Origin of the sequence: Nonomuraea thailandensis (assembly GCF_024172165.1) — a bacterium.
Taxonomy (GTDB): Bacteria; Actinomycetota; Actinomycetes; order Streptosporangiales; family Streptosporangiaceae; genus Nonomuraea; species Nonomuraea thailandensis.
The window spans coordinates 10,401,317-10,418,218 of the sequence record NZ_JAMZEB010000002.1; the positions used below are offsets into that span (position 1 = coordinate 10,401,317).

A 16,902-nucleotide genomic window follows, 5' to 3' on the forward strand; every position below is an offset into this window, starting at 1 on the left:
GAACCACAGGTGGACGCTGCCGACATGGGCAATGACCTGGAAAAGGTGCTCATTCCCGAGGACGAGCTCCAGGCCAAGATCAAAGAGCTTGCCGGCCGGATCGACGAGGATTACGCGGGCAAGGACGTCCTGCTCGTAGGTGTGTTGAAGGGCGCCGTCATGGTGATGGCGGACCTGGCCAGAGCGTTGCACGTGCCCGTGCAGATGGACTGGATGGCGGTGTCGTCGTACGGCGCGGGCACCAAGTCCTCCGGCGTCGTACGCGTGCTGAAAGACCTCGACACCGACATCTTGAACCGCCACGTGCTGATCGTCGAGGACATCATCGACTCCGGCCTGACCCTGCACTGGTTGCTGGAAAACCTGAAGTCGCGCAATCCGGCGTCGCTGGAGATCTGCGCCGCGCTGCGGAAACCCGACGCGGTGAAGGTGCCCATCGACGTCAAATACGTGGGCTTCGACATTCCCAACGAGTTCGTCATCGGTTATGGCCTCGACTACGCCGAGCGATACCGGAACCTTCCGTTCATCGGCACTCTCGCCCCACACGTTTACAAGTAGCAATCTCTGCCATGGCCGGGAACATCGCCCAACGTGACGTACGTTGATAGGGCAAGGCTGGTGTAGCGGGCGGTCCCTCCGTGCGCTCTGCCGGTGTACCTTCAGACTCCGGGAGGGTGACCACGCGTCCCCTTCGGGTAGTCAGAAGTCGCGGTGCCGGATGCCGCGGCCCCGGGCGTGCCCGGGGTTCCAGGCCATGGTCAGGAAGGGACGGGCCCGCAAGGGGTTCCGCATCGGATGGATCTCAAGCGATTTACACGTGGGCCACTGCTGTGGATCCTGGGCATCGTCGTGCTGCTCCTCCTCGTCACCCAGCTCTGGAGTGGCGGCGGGAATTTCAAGACGGCCGACACGTCCTTGGTTCTTCAGCAGATTCGGTCAGGAAACGTCAGCAACGCCAAGATTATCGACAAGGACAACCGGATCGAGGCGACGCTGGTCAACCCGATCTCGGTCAAGCCGGGCGACGCGCCGACGAAGCTGATCCAGTCGAGCTGGGTCACCGGCTACGGCAGCAAGCTGACCGACGAGCTCCAGGCTCAGGTCGACGCGAAGAAGACCAAGAGCTTCACCACCGAGGTGCCCCAGGAGAACATCCTGCTCAGCCTCCTGGTGAGCTTCCTGCCGATCGTCATCATCGTGCTGATCTTCCTGTTCATCATGAACCAGATGCAGGGCGGCGGTTCCCGGGTGATGAACTTCGGCAAGTCGAAGGCCAAGCTGATCACCAAGGACACTCCCAAGACCACGTTCGCCGACGTGGCCGGCGCGGACGAGGCCATCGAGGAGCTCCAGGAGATCAAGGAGTTCCTCCAGGCCCCGGCCAAGTTCCAGGCGATCGGCGCCAAGATCCCCAAGGGTGTCCTGCTGTACGGCCCGCCCGGCACCGGCAAGACGCTGCTGGCCCGCGCGGTCGCCGGTGAGGCCGGAGTGCCGTTCTACTCGATCTCCGGCTCCGACTTCGTCGAGATGTTCGTCGGTGTCGGCGCCTCGCGTGTCCGCGACCTGTTCGAGCAGGCGAAGGCCAACGCCCCGGCGATCATCTTCATCGACGAGATCGACGCCGTCGGCCGCCACCGCGGCGCCGGCCTGGGCGGCGGTCACGACGAGCGCGAGCAGACGCTCAACCAGCTGCTCGTCGAGATGGACGGCTTCGACGTCAAGGGCGGCGTGATCCTCATCGCCGCGACGAACCGGCCCGACATCCTCGACCCGGCGCTGCTGCGTCCGGGCCGTTTCGACCGGCAGGTCACCGTCGACCGCCCCGACCTGGAGGGCCGCAAGGGCATCCTCAAGGTGCACGGCCGCGGCAAGCCGTTCGCGCCCAACGTCGACCTCGACGTCATCGCGCGCCGCACCCCCGGGTTCACCGGCGCCGACCTGGCCAACGTGATCAACGAGGCCGCCCTGCTCACCGCGCGGGCCGACCAGAAGCTGATCACGATGGACACCCTCGAGGAGTCGATCGACCGCGTCATGGCAGGGCCCGAGCGCAAGACGCGGGTCATGTCCGACAAGGAAAAGAAGATGATCGCCTACCACGAAGGCGGTCACGCGCTGGTGGCGCACGCGCTGCCGAACTCCGACCCGGTCCACAAGATCACGATCCTGTCCCGCGGCCGCGCCCTCGGTTACACGATGACGCTGCCGATGGAGGACAAGTTCCTGGCCACCAGGTCCGAGATGATGGACCAGCTCGCGATGCTGCTCGGCGGCCGCGCGGCGGAGGAGCTCGTCTTCCACGAGCCCACCACCGGCGCCTCCAACGACATCGAGAAGGCCACGGCGGTCGCCCGCCGCATGGTGACCGAGTACGGCATGAGCGAGCAGCTCGGCGCCCGTAAGTTCGGCACCGGCCAGGCCGAGGTCTTCCTGGGCCGCGAGATGGGCCACGAGCGCGACTACTCCGAGAAGATCGCCTCCTCGATCGACGAGGAGGTCCGCCGGATGATCGAGACGGCGCACGACCAGGCGTGGGACATCCTGGTCGAGTACCGCGACGTGCTCGACAACCTGGTGCTGGAGCTCATGGAGAAGGAGACCCTCTCCCGCGAGCAGGTCCTGCAGATCTTCGCGCCGGTGATCGTCAAGGAGCACCGCCCGTCGTACGCGGGTTACGGCAAGCGGCTCCCGTCCGACCGCCCGCCGATCCTGACCCCGAAGGAGCAGTCGGCCAACGGCTCGCTCACCTCGGGTCACCAGGACGCCCTGCCTTCCGGGGACAGTGCGTGACCCAGCACGACGTCGACCTGGGGCGGATCGAGAAGGCCGTTCGCGAGATCCTCTACGCCATCGGCGAGGATCCCGACCGTGACGGCCTGATCGAGACGCCCTCCCGGGTCGCCAGAGCCATGGCCGAGCAGTATTCGGGGCTCGGCCAGCAGCCGGAAGACGTGCTGAACAAGGTCTTCGACGTCGACCACGACGAGATGGTGCTCGTTCGCGACATCGAGGTCTACTCGACCTGCGAGCACCACCTCGTCCCGTTCCACGGCCTGGCCCACGTGGGCTACATCCCCAACGAGCGGGGCCAGGTCACCGGCCTGTCGAAGCTCGCGCGCCTGGTGGACGTGTTCGCCCGCCGCCCCCAGGTGCAGGAGCGCATGACCTCCCAGATCGCCGACGCGCTCATGCGGGTGCTGGAGCCGCGCGGGGTCATCGTGGTCGTGGAGTGCGAGCACCTGTGCATGACGATGCGCGGCGTGCGCAAGCCGGGCGCCAAGACCGTCACCTCGGCGGTCCGCGGCGACTTCCGCACCAGCGACAAGACCCGATCCGAGGCCATGGCGCTGATCCTCGGCCGCTGAGCGGCGGCCGATGTCCGAACGGGGTACCCACGATGTCAGCAGGTGTGGGGAAGCGCCTAGGCTTGGCCCATGACTAGCGTGCCCATCAACGTGCCGGGAGGTGCGGAGCGGTGCCTCGTCATGGGTGTGGTCAACGTGACGCCCGACTCGTTCAGTGACGGCGGCATGTGGTTCGACGAGGCGGCCGCCATCCAGCACGGCTTTGAGCTGGTGCGGGAGGGCGCCGACATCGTCGACGTGGGCGGCGAGTCCACCCGCCCGGGCGCGGCCAGGGTGTCCATGGACGAGGAGCTGGCCCGGATCGTCCCGGTGATCAGGGCGCTGTCCGCCGAGGGGGTGGTGGTCAGCGTCGACACGATGCGTGCCGAGGTCGCCAAGGCCGCCGTGGAGGCGGGTGCGCGCATCGTCAACGACGTGAGCGGCGGCCTGGCCGACCCGGAGATGCCGCGCGTGGTCGCCGCGACCGGAGTCACCTATGTCGTGATGCACTGGCGCGGCCACAGCCACGACATGTACTCGCGCGCCGTCTACGCCGACGTGGTGACGGAGGTGCGCGAGGAGCTGAGCAAGCGGGTCGACCTGGTGCTGGCCGAGGGGGTCACGCCGGAGCAGGTCGTGCTCGACCCCGGCCTCGGCTTCGCCAAGAACGCCGAGCACAACTGGGCCGTGCTCGCGGGCATCCCGCGCCTGGCCGAGCTGGGCTTCCCGCTGCTCGTCGGAGCATCCCGCAAGCGTTTCCTGGGGCGGCTGCTGGCCGATCCCGACGGCACGCCACGGCCGTTCAGCCGCAGTGACGACGCCACGCTGGCGGTCACCGCGCTGGCGGCGCACGCCGGCGCCTGGTGCGTCCGCGTGCACGAGGTAGGTCCCAACGCCGATGCCGTGCGCGTGGCGGCCGCATGGAAGAGAGCCGGAGCAGGCACATGAGCGTCGACACCGCCGCGATCGAGACGGTCAACCAGGAGTTCTACGCCGCCATCGAGAGCGCGGACCTGGACAAGATGACCGAGATCTGGGCCGAGGACACCACTGACGACCAGGTGAGCTGCGTGCACCCGGGCTGGACCCTCCTGACGGGCCGCCAGGAGGTGCTGCGCTCCTGGGCCCTGATCATGGCGAACACCACCTACATCCAGTTCGTGCTGACCGACGTCAACACGACCGTGCTGGGCGACGTGGCCGTCCTGACCTGCGTGGAGAACATCCTGACCGCGGGCGAGGAGGGTGAGGCCAGCTTCGCCGCGGGCAAGGTGGTGGCCAGCAACGTCTACATCCGGACCTCACAGGGCTGGCGCCTGTGGATGCACCACGGCTCCCCGGTCCTCCAGGGCGACGACGACGAGGAGGAGGAAGGCGAGCTTGAGCCTTGATCGCATCGCTCTCAGAGGCCTGCGGGCCCGGGGCAGGCACGGCGTGCTCGCTGCCGAGCGGGAGCTCGGGCAGGAGTTCGTGGTGGACGCGACGCTGTTCCTCGACACCGCGCCGGCCGCGGCCGGCGACGACCTGACCAAGACCGTCCACTACGGGGAGCTGGCGCAGGCGCTGGTGGAGGTGGTGGAGGGCGAGCCGGTCGACCTGATCGAGACGCTCGCCCAGCGGCTGGCCGACGTGTGCCTGGCCAGTGAGCTGGTGCGCAAGGCCGAGGTGAGCGTGCACAAACCGGCGGCGCCGATCCCGCTGCCCTTCGACGACGTGGTCGTCACGATCGAGCGGAGCCGCGCATGAAGGTGGTGCTCTCTCTCGGCAGCAACCTGGGCCGCAGGTTCCAGACGTTGCAGGGTGCCGTGGACACGCTGTTCGACGCGCCGGGGCTGGAGTTCGTCTCGGCGTCCCCGGTCTACGAGACCGACCCGGTCGGCGGGCCCGGCGGGCAGCGCCCGTACCTCAACGCGATCGTGGTCGCCGAGACCTCGCTCGCCCCGCGCACGCTGCTGGAGCGGGCGCAGAGCGTCGAGAACGCCTTCGGCCGCGAGCGCGTGGAGCGCTGGGGGCCGCGCACGCTCGACATCGACCTGATCGTGGTGGGCGAGACCGTCTGCGACGATCCCGACCTCACGCTGCCGCACCCGCGGGCGCACGAGCGCGCGTTCGTGCTGGTGCCCTGGTCGAAGGCCGACCCGGAGGGCGAGGTGCCCGGCCGCGGCCGGGTGGCCGACCTCCTGGCGGGGCTCGACGACGAGCAGGGCGTACGCCTGCGCGAGGACCTGAAGCTGCAGAGGCCCGATTGAAGCCCACGCACCCCGGCCCCCTGGTCGGCATCGTCGTCGTCGTGGCCCTGCTCATCTGGGCCGTGATCAGGCCGATCTACTCCGACCTGCCGCTCATGCCCTGGACGGCGATCCCCACGGTGCTGCTGCTGGCCATCGGCGAGGCCTACAGCGGCTGGGCGACCAGGGCCAGGATCGCCAGGAAGCCGGACACCAAGCCGGTGGAGCCGCTGGCGGTGGCCAGGCTGGCGGCGCTGGCGAAGGCCTCGGCGTACGCGGGGGCGGTGTTCGGCGGCGTGTTCGCCGGGTTCGCCCTGCACACCGTGCAGTTGCTCGACCGTGAGACGCCGCGCGGCGAGTTCTTCGTCGCGACGGGCTCGTTCGTGTCGTGCGTGGTGCTGATCTGCGCGGCGCTCTACCTGGAGCACTCCTGCCGCATCCCGAAGGAGCCCGAGGACCGCACCCGCGACTAGCGCCGCCCGACGGAGCGGGGGGTGCGACGATCGCCGGTCAGCGGAGCCGGGGGTGCGGCGATGTCAGCCGTGCTCCGAGCGTATGGAACCGCCGGCATCCCTGTCCCGCGCCTGCCTGACGGGGGCGCGGCGGCGGCCGAACAGGTAGATGACCGGAGCGGTGCAGATGAGCGGCCCGATGATGGCGATCGGCCGCTCCAGCCACCACACCGAGTCCGGCGGGATCCGGTCGCCCAGCGTGCCGAACAACCACCACGACAGCCCCAGGGAGATCGCCATCCCGGTGGTGTGGAACAGGAACAGCGGCAGCGAGTACCGGTTGATGAACTCGTTCAGCCGCCCCCAGCGGGGCCGCTCCAGCACCCGCTCCATGGCCGGCCGGAGCACCTCGACCAGCCCGATCTGGAACAGCAGCAGCGCCACGATCACGAACGTGGGCGGCGCCATGTTGGAGAACTTGTCACCCGGCACCCCGACCATCGAACCCGGGTAGATGCCCGAGTAGACCAGCCCGAACAGGGCGAACAGCCCGGTCCACAGCAGCGCGATGTCGTAGCGCCTGGGCAGCGCCACGACGCGGTCGTAGAAGAAGCCCGCCTGGTGCGCCAGCCCCCAGACGATGATCATGTTGAGCCAGGCCGCCCACTCGATCCCGTAGCGGAAGCGCAGCACGTCCACCACGAGCGCCGCGCCGCCGAGCCAGATGAGGGTGAGCACGTCGTAGCGCTTGTGCAGCCAGAGCGCGAGGGGCAGCAGCGCGATGAGCACGAGGTAGACGCCGAGGAACCACAGCGGGCTGAGCACCAGCAGTACCACCCGCCACATCCAGTCCACCTGGAACGTGTACGTCACCACCGCCCCGATGACGATCCACACCCCGGACAAGAACAGCGCGGGTAAGGCCAGCGCGCGGATGCGCCGCCAGACGAACGCGCCGATGCCGGTGCCGCGTTCCTTGGCCCGGTGCCAGGACAGCAGGTGCACGTGGCCGCCGACGTAGAAGAACAGCGGCAGCACCTGCAGCAGCCAGGTGAGGATCCACAACCCGCTGGTGAAGCCCAGCGGGCTGGTGGGCTCGGGCCCGTACGGTTTCCAGTCGAGGATCGTGAAGGCCCAGTGCCACACCACCACGACGATCAGGCTGAGCGCCCGCAGCCAGTCGACGTACTTGTCGCGTTCCTGAGCCTTCACTTATCGATGTCACCCACCACGAAGAACATGGAGCCCAGGATCGCCACCATGTCGGCCACGAGATGCCCGGGCAGCATCTCGCGCAGCACCTGGACGTTGCTGTAGGAGGCCGAGCGCAGCTTGAGCCGCCACGGCGTCTTGTCGCCCTTGGAGACCAGGTAGTAGCCGTTGATGCCGAGCGGGTTCTCCGTCCACGCGTACGTGTGCCCCTCGGGCACCTTGAGCACCTTCGGCAGCCGCTGGTTGATCGGCCCGGGCGGCAGCGAGCGCAGCTTCTCGACGCACACGTCGGCCAGGTCGAGGGAGACCTTGAGCTGATCGAGGAGCACCTCGAAGCGGGCGTGGCAGTCGCCGGCGCCGCGGGTGACGACCTTGACGGGCAGCTCCGGATAGGCCAGGTACGGATCGTCGCGCCGCAGGTCGAGGTCGACCCCGGAGGCGCGGGCGATGGGGCCGCTGACGCCGTACTGCATGATCTGCTCGCGCGAGAGCACCCCGACGCCCTTGGTGCGGGCGATGAAGATCTCGTTGTGCAGGATGAGGTTCTCGATGTCGGGGATCCGGCGGCGGGTCTCCGCGACGGTGGCGGAGACGCGGTCGAGCCAGCCGTACGGCAGGTCCTCCTTGAGGCCGCCGACCCGGTTGAACATGTAGTGCATGCGCCCGCCGGAGATCTCCTCCATGACGGCCTGGATGCGCTCGCGCTCGTTGAAGGAGTAGAACAGCGGCGTCATCGCGCCCAGTTCGAGAGGGTAGGAGCCGAGGAACATCAGGTGGTTGAGCGCCCGGTTGAGCTCGGCCAGCAGCGTGCGCGCCCACACGGCCCGTACCGGCGGCTCCATGCCCAGCATGCGCTCGGCGGCGAGCACCACGCCCAGCTCGTTGGCGAAGCCCGACAGCCAGTCGTGCCGGTTGGCCAGCATGATGATCTGACGGTAGTCGCGCACCTCGAACAGCTTCTCCGCGCCCCGGTGCATGTAGCCGATGATCGGCTCGGCGGTGGCGATGCGCTCGCCGTCGAGCGTCAGCCGCAGCCTGAGCACGCCGTGGGTGGACGGGTGCTGGGGGCCGATGTTGAGGATCATGTCCTCCGTGGCCAGCTCTTTCGCGCCCGCGCCGATTCCGACCACACGTTCCGTCATACGGGCCATGCTGCCACCGACCTCGGTGGTGATCCAGCGTGGGGGCGGGTCAAGACATGGTATGGAAATGCATCGCGAAGCCGGACATGGGGAGGAATATCGGGAACGGGGGGAGAAAACACCATGAAGAGAGTTCTCTTTGATGTGGCGGCACTGATCGCGCGCGTCGCTACCGGCGTGATCTTCGTGGCGCACGGCTGGCAGAAGTGGCAGAGCGGGCTCGGCGCCACCGCGCAGGGTTTCAGGGAGATGGGGATCCCGATGCCCGAGCTGGCCGCCGGGTACGCGACCATCGTCGAGACCGTCGGCGGCATCTTCCTGATCCTCGGCCTGCTGGTACGCCCGGTGGCGCTGCTGTTGCTGATCAACATGCTCGGTGCGATCGCGTTCGTGCACGGCACCAAGGGCGTGATGGTCGGTGAGGGCGGCTGGGAGCTGACAGGAGCCCTCGGCGCGCTCAGCCTGCTGTTCCTGGCGCTGGGCGGCGGCCGGATCAGCCTGGACGCCATCTTCGGCGCGATGTTCCGCAGGCGCGCCGACCGGCGTGCGGCCGAGGAGGAGCTGACGGCGTACGGGCCGGGCAGGACGCCCACCGCCGGCGGCGTGGCGGGTACGACGACCACCGCGGGCGGCACGGCAGGCCCGGCGGCCACCGGCGGGCCCACGACACCCGCCTCCGGGTCCGGCGAGACGCCCGAGGTGCCGCGGCAGCCCGCCGCACCCGCCTCGGGCAGGCTCAACGACGACGACATGCGGGAGATCGACGCCCTCGTCTCGGACGAGCCGCCGCAGCACCGCAGGCCGCCGAACGAGTGACCGCGGTCCAGAGGCGGGCGACGAAGCTCGCGCACGGTCGCGATCTGCCGAAGGTCGGGTCTAGAGGCGCGAGACGAGGTCACGCACGGCCTCGACCAGCCGGTCCACGTGCTCCTGCGTGGTGCCGATCCCGATCGAGGCCCGCACCGCCGACGCGGTGTCGTCCTCGCAACCCCCGTCGGCGGTCCCGAGCAGGTGCCGCACGAACGGGTGCGCGCAGAACTTGCCGTCACGCACCCCGATGCCGTACTCGCCGGACAGCGCCTCCGCCACCTCGCGGGCCGAGTAGCCGGCCACGGTGAACGACACGATGCCGACCCGCGGGTGGTCGTCCCCCCACAGCGAGAGCTCCCGTACACCCGCGATCGAGGCGAGCCCGGCCCGCAGCCGGGTGATCAGCCGCTCCTCCTCGCGCACCAGCTCCGTCCACCCGGTGGCGGTCAGCGCGTCGCAGGCGGCGGCCAGCGCGATGGCGCCCAGCACGTTCGGGGTGCCCGCCTCGTGCCGCGGCTCGGGGTCGTCGTGCCACTCGACGTCGTCCCCGACCGAGCGCACCGCACCCCCGCCCGCCAGGTACGGCTTCCCCTCGGCCAGCCAGTCCCGCCGCCCGACCAGCACCCCCGCGCCGAACGGCGCGTACAGCTTGTGCCCGGAGAAGGCCACGTAGTCCAGGTCGAGCGCGGTCAGGTTGAGCTTGCGATGCGGTACGAGCTGCGCCGCGTCCACCAGGATGCGGGCCCCGTGCCGGTGCGCGATGTGGGCCAGGGCGGCGATCGGCCACAGCTCGCCGGTCACGTTGGAGGCGGCGGTGACCACGAGCAGCTTCGGCCCGTCGATCCCGGCCAGCGCCTCGTCGGCGGCCCGCACGGCCTCGCCGGGGAAGGCGGGCGGGGCCAGCCGTACGGCCTTCGGCCAGGGCAGCAGGGAGGCGTGGTGCTCGGTGTCGAAGACCACGGCGGTGGCGCCTTCCGGCAGGCAGCCGGCCAGCAGGTTCGTGGCGTCGGTGGTGTTGCGGGTGAAGATCACGGCATCGTCGGGGCGGGCGCCGACGAACGCCCTGACCGTGTGGCGGGCCTGCTCGTACCTGGCGGTGGTGAGCTGCGAGGCGTAGCCGGCGCCGCGGTGGACGCTGGAGTAGGCCGGGAGCGCGGCGGCGACGGCGGCGCTGACCGGCTCCAGACAGGGCGCGCTGGCGGCGTAGTCCAGGTTCGCGTATCCCACGAGCCTGCCGCCCTTGACGGGCACCTCCAGATCGGCGCCGAGCACGGCGGGGATCGGCCGGCCCGCCGGGGCGTCCTGAGCGGTTCCGGCGGCGTCAGCGGCGGAGTCGAAGATCGTCAGCGTGGACACGGCATGCCTCCTGCAGGGTCATCGGACCCCTGGGAGCAGCCACGGAGCCCGCGCTTGCCCGCCACACCTCGTGGCGGACCAGGTCTTCACCCGGGGCACCCCGCCGCGGACGCGAGGGTTGCCGGCCAGCTAGCCGGGGCTTGTCGCTGGCACTCATGACCTACGTTCGGAACTATAACCGACAGCCGGGCAGAAAACGCAAGACCGCGAACTATTGCCGCCCATGACTCGTTGCTACCGGGAAACCCCCGTCAAGTCCCCCTGAGTCATGGAGGTGAGCAGATGTTGGATTGGGTGACCGACCCGAACATCTGGATCGGCTTCTTCACCCTTGTCGCCCTGGAGATCGTCCTCGGGATCGACAACATCATCTTCATCTCCATCCTGGCCGGCAAACTGCCCCCCGAACAACGGGACCGCGCTCGGGTGCTCGGTCTGGCCGCCGCCCTGATCAGCCGGCTGCTCCTGCTGTTCGGGCTGTCGTGGGTGGTGCAGCTCACCGAGCCGCTGTTCACCGTCCTCGGCCACGAGATATCGGGACGGGACCTGATCCTGCTGCTCGGCGGCCTGTTCCTGCTGGGCAAGAGCGTCACGGAGATCCACCACAGCATGGAGGGCCCCTCCGGCAAGGACGGTAAGCAGGCCGCCGCGGCCTCCTTCGCCTCGGTGATCGTGCAGATCATGATCCTGGACATCGTGTTCTCGCTGGACTCCGTCATCACCGCCGTCGGCATGGTGGACGAACTCGGCGTGATGATCGCGGCCGTCGTGGTGTCGGTGGCGGTGATGCTGTTCGCCTCCGGGCCGATCAGCAGGTTTGTGGACCAGCACCCGACGATCAAGATGCTGGCGCTGGCGTTCCTGGTGCTGATCGGCGTGGTCCTCGTCGCCGAGGGTCTCGACCAGCACATCCCGAAGGGGTACATCTACTTCGCGATGGCGTTCTCGGTGATCGTGGAGCTGCTCAACATCCGGATGCGTGGCAGGCACACCAAGCAGCAGGATGCCACTCCTAAGATGAAATAGTGGGCTTTGATCCTTGGAATCCGGATTTCGTGGCATACCCGTACCGGGTCTACGACGAGCTGAGGCGCGAGGCGCCCGTCAGCTACTTCGAGCCGACGGGCCAGTGGCTCATCGCGCGGCACGCCGACGTGAACGCGCTGCTCAGAGACCGTCGGCTGGGCCGCTCCTACCTGCACGTGGCCACCCACGAGGAGTTCGGCCGGCCGGCGGAGCCGGAGTTCCAGGAGCCGTTCTGGCGCGTGATCAGAGCGGGCATGCTCGACGTGGAGCCGCCGGTGCACACCAGGCTGCGCCGGCTGGTCTCCAGGGCGTTCACGCCCCGCATGGTCGAGTCGCTGCGCCCCCGCGTCCGGGCCATCGCCGGGAGCCTGGTGGACGCGTACGTGGACAAGGGCGGCGGTGACCTGATCGCCGAGGTCGCCGAGCCGCTCCCGGTCACCGTGATCGCGGAGATGCTCGGCATCCCGGACCAGGACCGCCACCTCCTGCGGCCCTGGTCCGCCGACATCTGCGGCATGTACGAGCTCAACCCGTCCCCCGAGGCCCAGCACACCGCGGTCCGCGCGGCCTCGGAGTTCGCCGGCTACCTCAAGGCCCTGGCCGCCCAGCGGCGCAGGAGCCCCGGCGACGACCTCGTCAGCGCGCTCGCCCAGATCGAGGAGCTGACCGAGGACGAGCTGGTCGGCACCTGCGTCCTGCTGCTCAACGCCGGTCACGAGGCCACCGTGAACGTGACGGGCAACGGCTGGTGGTCCCTGTTCAGGAACCCCGGCGAGCTGGCCAGGCTGCGCGCCGACCGCTCCCTGCTGCCCACGGCGGTGGAGGAGCTGATGCGCTGGGACACGCCGCTGCAGATGTTCGAGCGCTGGGTGCTGGAGGACATCGAGGTGCACGGCGTGCGGATCCCGCGCGGCTCGGAGGTGGCGCTGCTGTTCGGCTCGGCGAACAGGGATCCGGCCGTGTTCGCCGATCCCGACCGGCTCGACGTGGGCCGGGCCGACAACCCGCACATCTCCTTCGGGGCCGGGATCCACTTCTGCCTGGGCGCGCCGCTGGCCAGGATCGAGCTGATGGAGTCGTTCGGCGCGCTGCTCGACCGGGCGGGCACGCTGGAGCTGCGGCAGGAGCCCTCCTGGAAGCCGGGCTACATCATCCGCGGCCTGCACGCACTGGAACTCACCGCCACCGCCTGAAGCGGCTTACCGCCGTCTGGAGGCGGGCCCGCCGTCTGGAGCGGGCCCGCCGCCGGCGGTCAGCGTGACTGGCTGAGCCAGCCGAAGCCGCCGAGCCCCGACGCGTCGATCAGCTCGCCCTCCTCCGAGGCCCTGGCCAGGGCCCGGAGGTAGCCGCGCGGATCGCTGCGGGCCAGCTCCAGCGGCGGCCGCTCACCGGTGAGCCCCAGCTCCCGCAGCGCCTGCCGCTGTGTGGACAAGGTTGTGGATATCGCACCGGCCCGCCGCCCGGCCTCCGCGCACGCGTCCAGCGCGACGTGCGCGGTGATGTCGCAGGTCCCGTCGGGTACGGGGGAGACGACCGCCCCGTCGCGGTACCCGGTGAGCGTGCCGTGCAGCGGCCGGTTGTCCACAGGGTGTGCATAATCGATGGCGACCGCCCGCCCCCTGGTGAGGCGGACGAGCACCGAGGCCCACGCCTCGTCGCGGGGGCGCCCGATCTCGGCCCGCGAGCCCACGCGGCCGAGCGGCCACCACCGCTCCAGCCAGCTCCGGTCGGCCGGCCGCAGCGCGCCGCCGATGCGTTCCTCGCCCGTGTGCACGTGGACCATGACCAGCCGCGGCCCCTCCGCGGTCTGCTCGACCACGTCGAGCGGCACGTTGTCCAGCCACTCGTTGGCGACGGCCAGCCCGGTGATCTCCGTCGGCAGGCTCGGCGACCACTCGATCCGCTCGGGCAGCCCCGCCGGCCGGGGCGAGAGGTCCACGGCCGTGACGCGCAGCCGGTCGCGCAGCCGGGGCTCGGCCGCCTCCAGCACCTGCGTGACCAGCGCGCCCTCGCCCGCGCCGATGTCGACCAGATCGAGCACGTCTGGTTCGCCCAGATCCGCGTCCACCTCCGCGAGCAGCGCCAGCACCGCGCCGGCGAAGGCCGCCGAGGCGCTGACCGAGGTGCGGAAGTGGCCCGACGGGCGTTCGCGGAGGTAGAAGCCCTCCTCGCCGTACAGCGCGCGCTCCGTTGCGACGCGCCAGGTGAGCCACATGCCTGGACTATCTCATGACTCGTGACGGACACGCACGGTCATCGTATGACTACTCAAGGTCGTGAACTTGCGGTAGCGTTTACCCATTGTCACCGAGTGGTCGCGTTCCGCCAACCCCCAATTGGCCGATCCCGGCCGCTCCCGAACATGCACCCGCGGCCCCGCGCCGCGAAACCGAGAGGAGCCCTCATGCTGAAGAAGGTCCTGGTCGTCACCGGAGCCGTCGCCATGATGTCGCTGGCCGTCCCGGCGCACGCCGACATCATCACCGACGGTCACGGCGGTGTGCTCTCCGGCAACCAGGTGGTCGCCCCGATCACCGCCCCGATCAACATCTGCGGCAACGCCGTGGCCGTCATCGGCGTCGCGGTCGCCGGCTGCAAGGGCGGCGCCGGCGTGCACGCCCCCCACCACTACTGATGGGAAAAGAGCCCGGGCCGACGCAGGTCGACCCGGGCTCGTTCCCCGGCCGGTCAGTCGGCGGATGACCGGCCGGCGCACCTCCAAGAGGTCGCATCGTGCGGGCGTCGGGCCTCGATCCGGGACTCGGCGCCCGCTGCCATGCGATGAACCCCTCTCCTCATCTCTTCCGACAGGGGGTGCACGTTTTGTATGCCCTTGTCGCTTTTGCGAATAACTCAACGCGCGGCAAAACACCGGTCACGCTCGTCACTCGGAGAGGCCGTTACGCTGGTCGGCAGTGCCATCACGGTCGACAGGGGTGAGACGTCATGGACGCAGGGGATCGCCCGGCACGGCTGACCGTCGGCGTGCTCGGGGCGGGCAAGGTGGGCTCCGCTCTCGGCGCCGCGTTGGCGCAGGCCGGGCACAGGGTCGTGGCCGCCAGCGGCGTGTCCGACAATTCGCAGCGGTGGGCGGCCGACCGGCTCGGCGTCACGCCGTGCCAGCCCGACGAGGTGGTGGCGGCGGCCCAGCTCGTCCTGCTCACCGTGCCCGACGACGCGCTGCCGCACCTCGTCAGCGGGCTCGCGGGCACCGGCGCCGACCTTCGCGGCAAGATGCTGGTGCACACCAGCGGGGCGTACGGGCTGTCCGTGCTCGATCCGGCCGCCGGGGCCGGGGCGCTGCCGCTAGCGCTGCACCCGGTGATGACGTTCACCGGCAGGGACGACGACCTCAACAAGCTGACCGGCATCTCCTACGGCGTCACCGCCCCCGAGATGTTGCGGCCCGTCGCCGAGGCCCTGGTGATCGAGATGGGCGGCGAGCCGGTGTGGATCGACGACGACGACCGCCCGCTCTACCACGCGGCCCTGGCCAATGCGGCCAACCACATGGTCACGCTCATCGCCGAGTCCTCCGACCTGCTGCGCGGCATCGGGGTCGAGCATCCGGGCCGGATGCTGGGCCCGCTGCTGGGCGCGGCCCTCGACAACGTGCTGCGGCTGGGCATCGCCGGGCTGACCGGCCCGGTCGTCCGCGGTGACGCGGGCACCGTGCGCAAGCACGTCGACGCGCTGATCCTGGCCGCTCCCGAGGCGGCCGACGCCTACGTCGCGCTGGCCAGGCTCACCGCGGACCGGGCGCTGGCTGCGGGGTTGCTCAAACCTGAGGAGGCGGAGCGGCTGCTCGACGCACTGGGGGGCAATATATGGACCTGACCGTCGCGTTGGGAGGGCTGTTATGGAGCTGATCGTCGCCAGGGGCCGGGAAGACCTGGTCAAGGCGCGCCGTGCGGGCACGGTGGCGCTGGTGCCGACCATGGGCGCGCTCCACGAGGGCCACCGGTCGCTGATCAGGCAGGCCCGGGTGCGGGCCGATCAGGTCGTGGTCAGCATTTTCGTCAATCCCCTCCAATTCGGTCCTAACGAGGATTTTTCGCGTTATCCACGTACATTTGAGTCTGATCTTGACGTATGCCGGGCCGAGGACGTGGGCGTCGTCTTCCATCCGGCGGCCGAGGACATGTACGCCCCCGACCGCCAGGTGAGCGTCTCCGCCGGCGAGATGGGCCGGATCGTCGAGGGGGCCTCCAGGCCGGGGCACTTCGACGGCGTGCTCACGGTCGTGCTCAAGCTGTTCAACCTGGTGCAGCCGGACCTGGCGGTGTTCGGGCAGAAGGACGCCCAGCAGCTCGCCCTGATCCGCCGCATGGTCGCCGACCTCGACCTGCCGATCGAGATCCTGGGCGCGCCGACCGTGCGCGAGCCCGACGGCCTGGCCCTGTCCAGCCGCAACCGCTACCTGTCCGGCGACGACCGGCGGGTGGCGCTGGCGCTCTCGCGGGCCCTGAGGGCGGGCGCGGCCCAGCTCACCCCGGCCGAGATCCGGCGGACCGCGCGCGCGGTGCTCGACGAGGCCGGCCCCGGGCTCGACCTCGACTACCTGGCCCTGGTCGATCCGGCCACGTTCACGGAGGTGAGCGAGAGCTTCGAGGGCATGGCCGTGCTCGCGGTGGCGGCCAGGGTGGGCTCCACGCGGCTGATCGACAACGTCACCCTCACCTTGAATCCCGCCTGAGGCGGTTTACCGTCGGGAGCATGACGGATGAGGAGCTGAGGGACGAGCTGCTCCGGCGCATGGAGATGGACCAGGCCATGCGTGACCCGGCCAAGGGCATGCCCGGTGACAAGAGGCTCGCGCGCCTGCAGCGGCTCGACGAGGGCAACACGGCCTGGCTCTACTCCGTCGTCGCCACCCGGGGCTGGCCGCTGATCTCGCAGGTGGGGGAGCGGGCGGCGCGGGCGGCCTGGCTGCTGGCGCAGCACGCGACCTCCCGCGACGTGCAGCGGCTGTTCCGCGAGGTGATGGCCGACGCCGTGGAGTCGGACGAGGCCTCGCCGCGCGACTTCGCCTACCTGGTGGACCGCGTACGCGTGCGCTCCGGCCGCCCCCAGCTCTACGGCACGCAGTTCCACGACGGCGGGGACGGCCTGGAGCCCATGCCGATCGAGGATCCCGAGCTGCTGGACGAGCGGCGCAGGGCCGTGGGGCTGGAGCCGTTCGCCGAGTACGCGGCGTTCATCAGGAAGAGCAACAGCCACTGAGCACCCCGGGGCATGTCCACGCGACACCACGCGTTATCGTCATATTGACGAAATCACCACTCCAGGGATTATCGTCATGATGACGAAATCGCCTCAGTGAGGAGAC

The 16,902-nt window shown here is 69.8% G+C and carries 19 protein-coding genes and 1 riboswitch; of the genes, 15 read left to right on the top strand and 4 right to left on the bottom strand.

Features of this window, described 5'->3' with window-relative positions; all coding sequences use genetic code 11:
• Window positions 1-9: 9 nt before the first annotated feature.
• The 8 genes from hpt to HD597_RS52340 all read left to right on the top strand — a co-directional run bounded on the left by hpt (window position 10) and on the right by HD597_RS52340 (window position 6,048).
• A complete protein-coding gene (gene hpt / locus HD597_RS52305) occupies window positions 10-561 on the top strand; it encodes a hypoxanthine phosphoribosyltransferase (protein WP_253755145.1) in 552 nt (183 codons plus the stop codon).
• Window positions 562-798: 237 nt separating this feature from the next.
• Window positions 799-2,793, top strand: coding sequence for an ATP-dependent zinc metalloprotease FtsH (gene ftsH / locus HD597_RS52310; protein ID WP_253755147.1), 1,995 nt, complete (start codon window positions 799-801; stop codon window positions 2,791-2,793).
• Window positions 2,790-3,368 carry a GTP cyclohydrolase I FolE gene (gene folE, locus HD597_RS52315; protein ID WP_253755149.1) on the top strand — a complete coding sequence of 193 codons (579 nt, stop codon included), beginning with the start codon at window positions 2,790-2,792 and terminating at the stop codon, window positions 3,366-3,368. Before ftsH ends, folE begins: the two co-directional genes overlap by 4 nt.
• A gap of 69 nt (window positions 3,369-3,437) precedes the next feature.
• On the top strand, window positions 3,438-4,295 hold the full coding sequence (gene folP / locus HD597_RS52320) for a dihydropteroate synthase (protein WP_443689989.1): 858 nt from the start codon (window positions 3,438-3,440) through the stop codon (window positions 4,293-4,295).
• Complete coding sequence (locus HD597_RS52325; protein ID WP_253755152.1) at window positions 4,292-4,738, top strand: nuclear transport factor 2 family protein; 447 nt, start codon at window positions 4,292-4,294, stop codon at window positions 4,736-4,738. The genes folP and HD597_RS52325 overlap by 4 nt, the downstream gene beginning before the upstream one ends.
• On the top strand, window positions 4,728-5,093 hold the full coding sequence (folB, locus tag HD597_RS52330) for a dihydroneopterin aldolase (RefSeq protein ID WP_253755154.1): 366 nt from the start codon (window positions 4,728-4,730) through the stop codon (window positions 5,091-5,093). Before HD597_RS52325 ends, folB begins: the two co-directional genes overlap by 11 nt.
• Complete coding sequence (folK, locus tag HD597_RS52335) at window positions 5,090-5,596, top strand: 2-amino-4-hydroxy-6-hydroxymethyldihydropteridine diphosphokinase (protein ID WP_253755156.1); 507 nt, start codon at window positions 5,090-5,092, stop codon at window positions 5,594-5,596. Before folB ends, folK begins: the two co-directional genes overlap by 4 nt.
• Complete coding sequence (locus tag HD597_RS52340) at window positions 5,593-6,048, top strand: DUF3180 domain-containing protein (RefSeq protein WP_253755158.1); 456 nt, start codon at window positions 5,593-5,595, stop codon at window positions 6,046-6,048. The genes folK and HD597_RS52340 overlap by 4 nt, the downstream gene beginning before the upstream one ends.
• Window positions 6,049-6,111: 63 nt before the next feature.
• Here HD597_RS52340 and HD597_RS52345 read toward each other — a convergent pair whose 3' ends face one another.
• Both HD597_RS52345 and HD597_RS52350 read right to left on the bottom strand, forming a co-directional pair.
• Window positions 6,112-7,239: an acyltransferase family protein gene (locus HD597_RS52345; RefSeq protein ID WP_253755160.1), complete on the bottom strand. Its 1,128-nt coding sequence runs from the start codon at window positions 7,237-7,239 to the stop codon at window positions 6,112-6,114.
• On the bottom strand, window positions 7,236-8,381 hold the full coding sequence (locus HD597_RS52350; protein ID WP_253755162.1) for an NADH-quinone oxidoreductase subunit D: 1,146 nt from the start codon (window positions 8,379-8,381) through the stop codon (window positions 7,236-7,238). Before HD597_RS52350 ends, HD597_RS52345 begins: the two co-directional genes overlap by 4 nt.
• 123 nt (window positions 8,382-8,504) lie before the next feature.
• Here HD597_RS52350 and HD597_RS52355 point away from each other — a divergent pair, with 123 nt between their 5' ends.
• Complete coding sequence (locus tag HD597_RS52355; protein ID WP_253755164.1) at window positions 8,505-9,197, top strand: DoxX family protein; 693 nt, start codon at window positions 8,505-8,507, stop codon at window positions 9,195-9,197.
• A 60-nt stretch (window positions 9,198-9,257) separates the two neighbouring features.
• Here HD597_RS52355 and HD597_RS52360 read toward each other — a convergent pair whose 3' ends face one another.
• Window positions 9,258-10,547, bottom strand: a complete 1,290-nt coding sequence (locus HD597_RS52360) for an aminotransferase class V-fold PLP-dependent enzyme (RefSeq protein WP_372513596.1) — start codon at window positions 10,545-10,547, stop codon at window positions 9,258-9,260.
• A gap of 45 nt (window positions 10,548-10,592) precedes the next feature.
• Window positions 10,593-10,708, bottom strand: a riboswitch (SAM riboswitch).
• 121 nt (window positions 10,709-10,829) lie between these two features.
• Between HD597_RS52360 and HD597_RS52365 the strand changes: the two genes are divergently transcribed.
• Together HD597_RS52365 and HD597_RS52370 are read left to right on the top strand one after the other, a co-directional pair.
• The gene (locus HD597_RS52365; RefSeq protein WP_253755166.1) at window positions 10,830-11,573 is read left to right on the top strand and encodes a TerC family protein; all 744 of its coding nucleotides are present in this window, start codon (window positions 10,830-10,832) and stop codon (window positions 11,571-11,573) included.
• A 29-nt stretch (window positions 11,574-11,602) separates the two neighbouring features.
• Entirely contained in the window at window positions 11,603-12,766 is a 1,164-nt protein-coding gene (locus HD597_RS52370) for a cytochrome P450 (protein ID WP_253755168.1), read from the top strand.
• 59 nt (window positions 12,767-12,825) lie between these two features.
• On the opposite strand, the gene HD597_RS52375 is transcribed toward HD597_RS52370, so the two are convergent.
• A complete protein-coding gene (locus HD597_RS52375; protein ID WP_253755170.1) occupies window positions 12,826-13,788 on the bottom strand; it encodes an SAM-dependent methyltransferase in 963 nt (320 codons plus the stop codon).
• Window positions 13,789-13,977: 189 nt separating this feature from the next.
• On the opposite strand from HD597_RS52375, the gene HD597_RS52380 reads away from it, so the two are divergent.
• The 4 genes from HD597_RS52380 to HD597_RS52395 all read left to right on the top strand — a co-directional run bounded on the left by HD597_RS52380 (window position 13,978) and on the right by HD597_RS52395 (window position 16,796).
• Window positions 13,978-14,208 (top strand): chaplin family protein, encoded by a 231-nt coding sequence (locus tag HD597_RS52380; protein WP_253755172.1) that lies wholly within the window; start codon window positions 13,978-13,980, stop codon window positions 14,206-14,208.
• A gap of 311 nt (window positions 14,209-14,519) precedes the next feature.
• On the top strand, window positions 14,520-15,410 hold the full coding sequence (locus HD597_RS52385; RefSeq protein ID WP_253755174.1) for a Rossmann-like and DUF2520 domain-containing protein: 891 nt from the start codon (window positions 14,520-14,522) through the stop codon (window positions 15,408-15,410).
• A gap of 22 nt (window positions 15,411-15,432) precedes the next feature.
• The gene (panC, locus tag HD597_RS52390) at window positions 15,433-16,269 is read left to right on the top strand and encodes a pantoate--beta-alanine ligase (protein ID WP_253755176.1); all 837 of its coding nucleotides are present in this window, start codon (window positions 15,433-15,435) and stop codon (window positions 16,267-16,269) included.
• A gap of 20 nt (window positions 16,270-16,289) precedes the next feature.
• On the top strand, window positions 16,290-16,796 hold the full coding sequence (locus tag HD597_RS52395; RefSeq protein ID WP_253755178.1) for a DUF6624 domain-containing protein: 507 nt from the start codon (window positions 16,290-16,292) through the stop codon (window positions 16,794-16,796).
• Window positions 16,797-16,902: the final 106 nt, after the last annotated feature.

Coding starts and splice junctions, on each gene's coding strand:
- ftsH (WP_253755147.1), top strand. CDS start 799: ATGGATCTCAAGCGATTTACACGTGGGCCACTGCTGTGGATCCTGGGC.
- folP (WP_443689989.1), top strand. CDS start 3,438: ATGACTAGCGTGCCCATCAACGTGCCGGGAGGTGCGGAGCGGTGCCTC.
- HD597_RS52325 (WP_253755152.1), top strand. CDS start 4,292: ATGAGCGTCGACACCGCCGCGATCGAGACGGTCAACCAGGAGTTCTAC.
- folK (WP_253755156.1), top strand. CDS start 5,090: ATGAAGGTGGTGCTCTCTCTCGGCAGCAACCTGGGCCGCAGGTTCCAG.
- HD597_RS52350 (WP_253755162.1), bottom strand. CDS start 8,381: ATGACGGAACGTGTGGTCGGAATCGGCGCGGGCGCGAAAGAGCTGGCC.
- HD597_RS52355 (WP_253755164.1), top strand. CDS start 8,505: ATGAAGAGAGTTCTCTTTGATGTGGCGGCACTGATCGCGCGCGTCGCT.
- HD597_RS52365 (WP_253755166.1), top strand. CDS start 10,830: ATGTTGGATTGGGTGACCGACCCGAACATCTGGATCGGCTTCTTCACC.
- HD597_RS52375 (WP_253755170.1), bottom strand. CDS start 13,788: ATGTGGCTCACCTGGCGCGTCGCAACGGAGCGCGCGCTGTACGGCGAG.
- HD597_RS52380 (WP_253755172.1), top strand. CDS start 13,978: ATGCTGAAGAAGGTCCTGGTCGTCACCGGAGCCGTCGCCATGATGTCG.
- HD597_RS52385 (WP_253755174.1), top strand. CDS start 14,520: ATGGACGCAGGGGATCGCCCGGCACGGCTGACCGTCGGCGTGCTCGGG.
- panC (WP_253755176.1), top strand. CDS start 15,433: ATGGAGCTGATCGTCGCCAGGGGCCGGGAAGACCTGGTCAAGGCGCGC.
- HD597_RS52395 (WP_253755178.1), top strand. CDS start 16,290: ATGACGGATGAGGAGCTGAGGGACGAGCTGCTCCGGCGCATGGAGATG.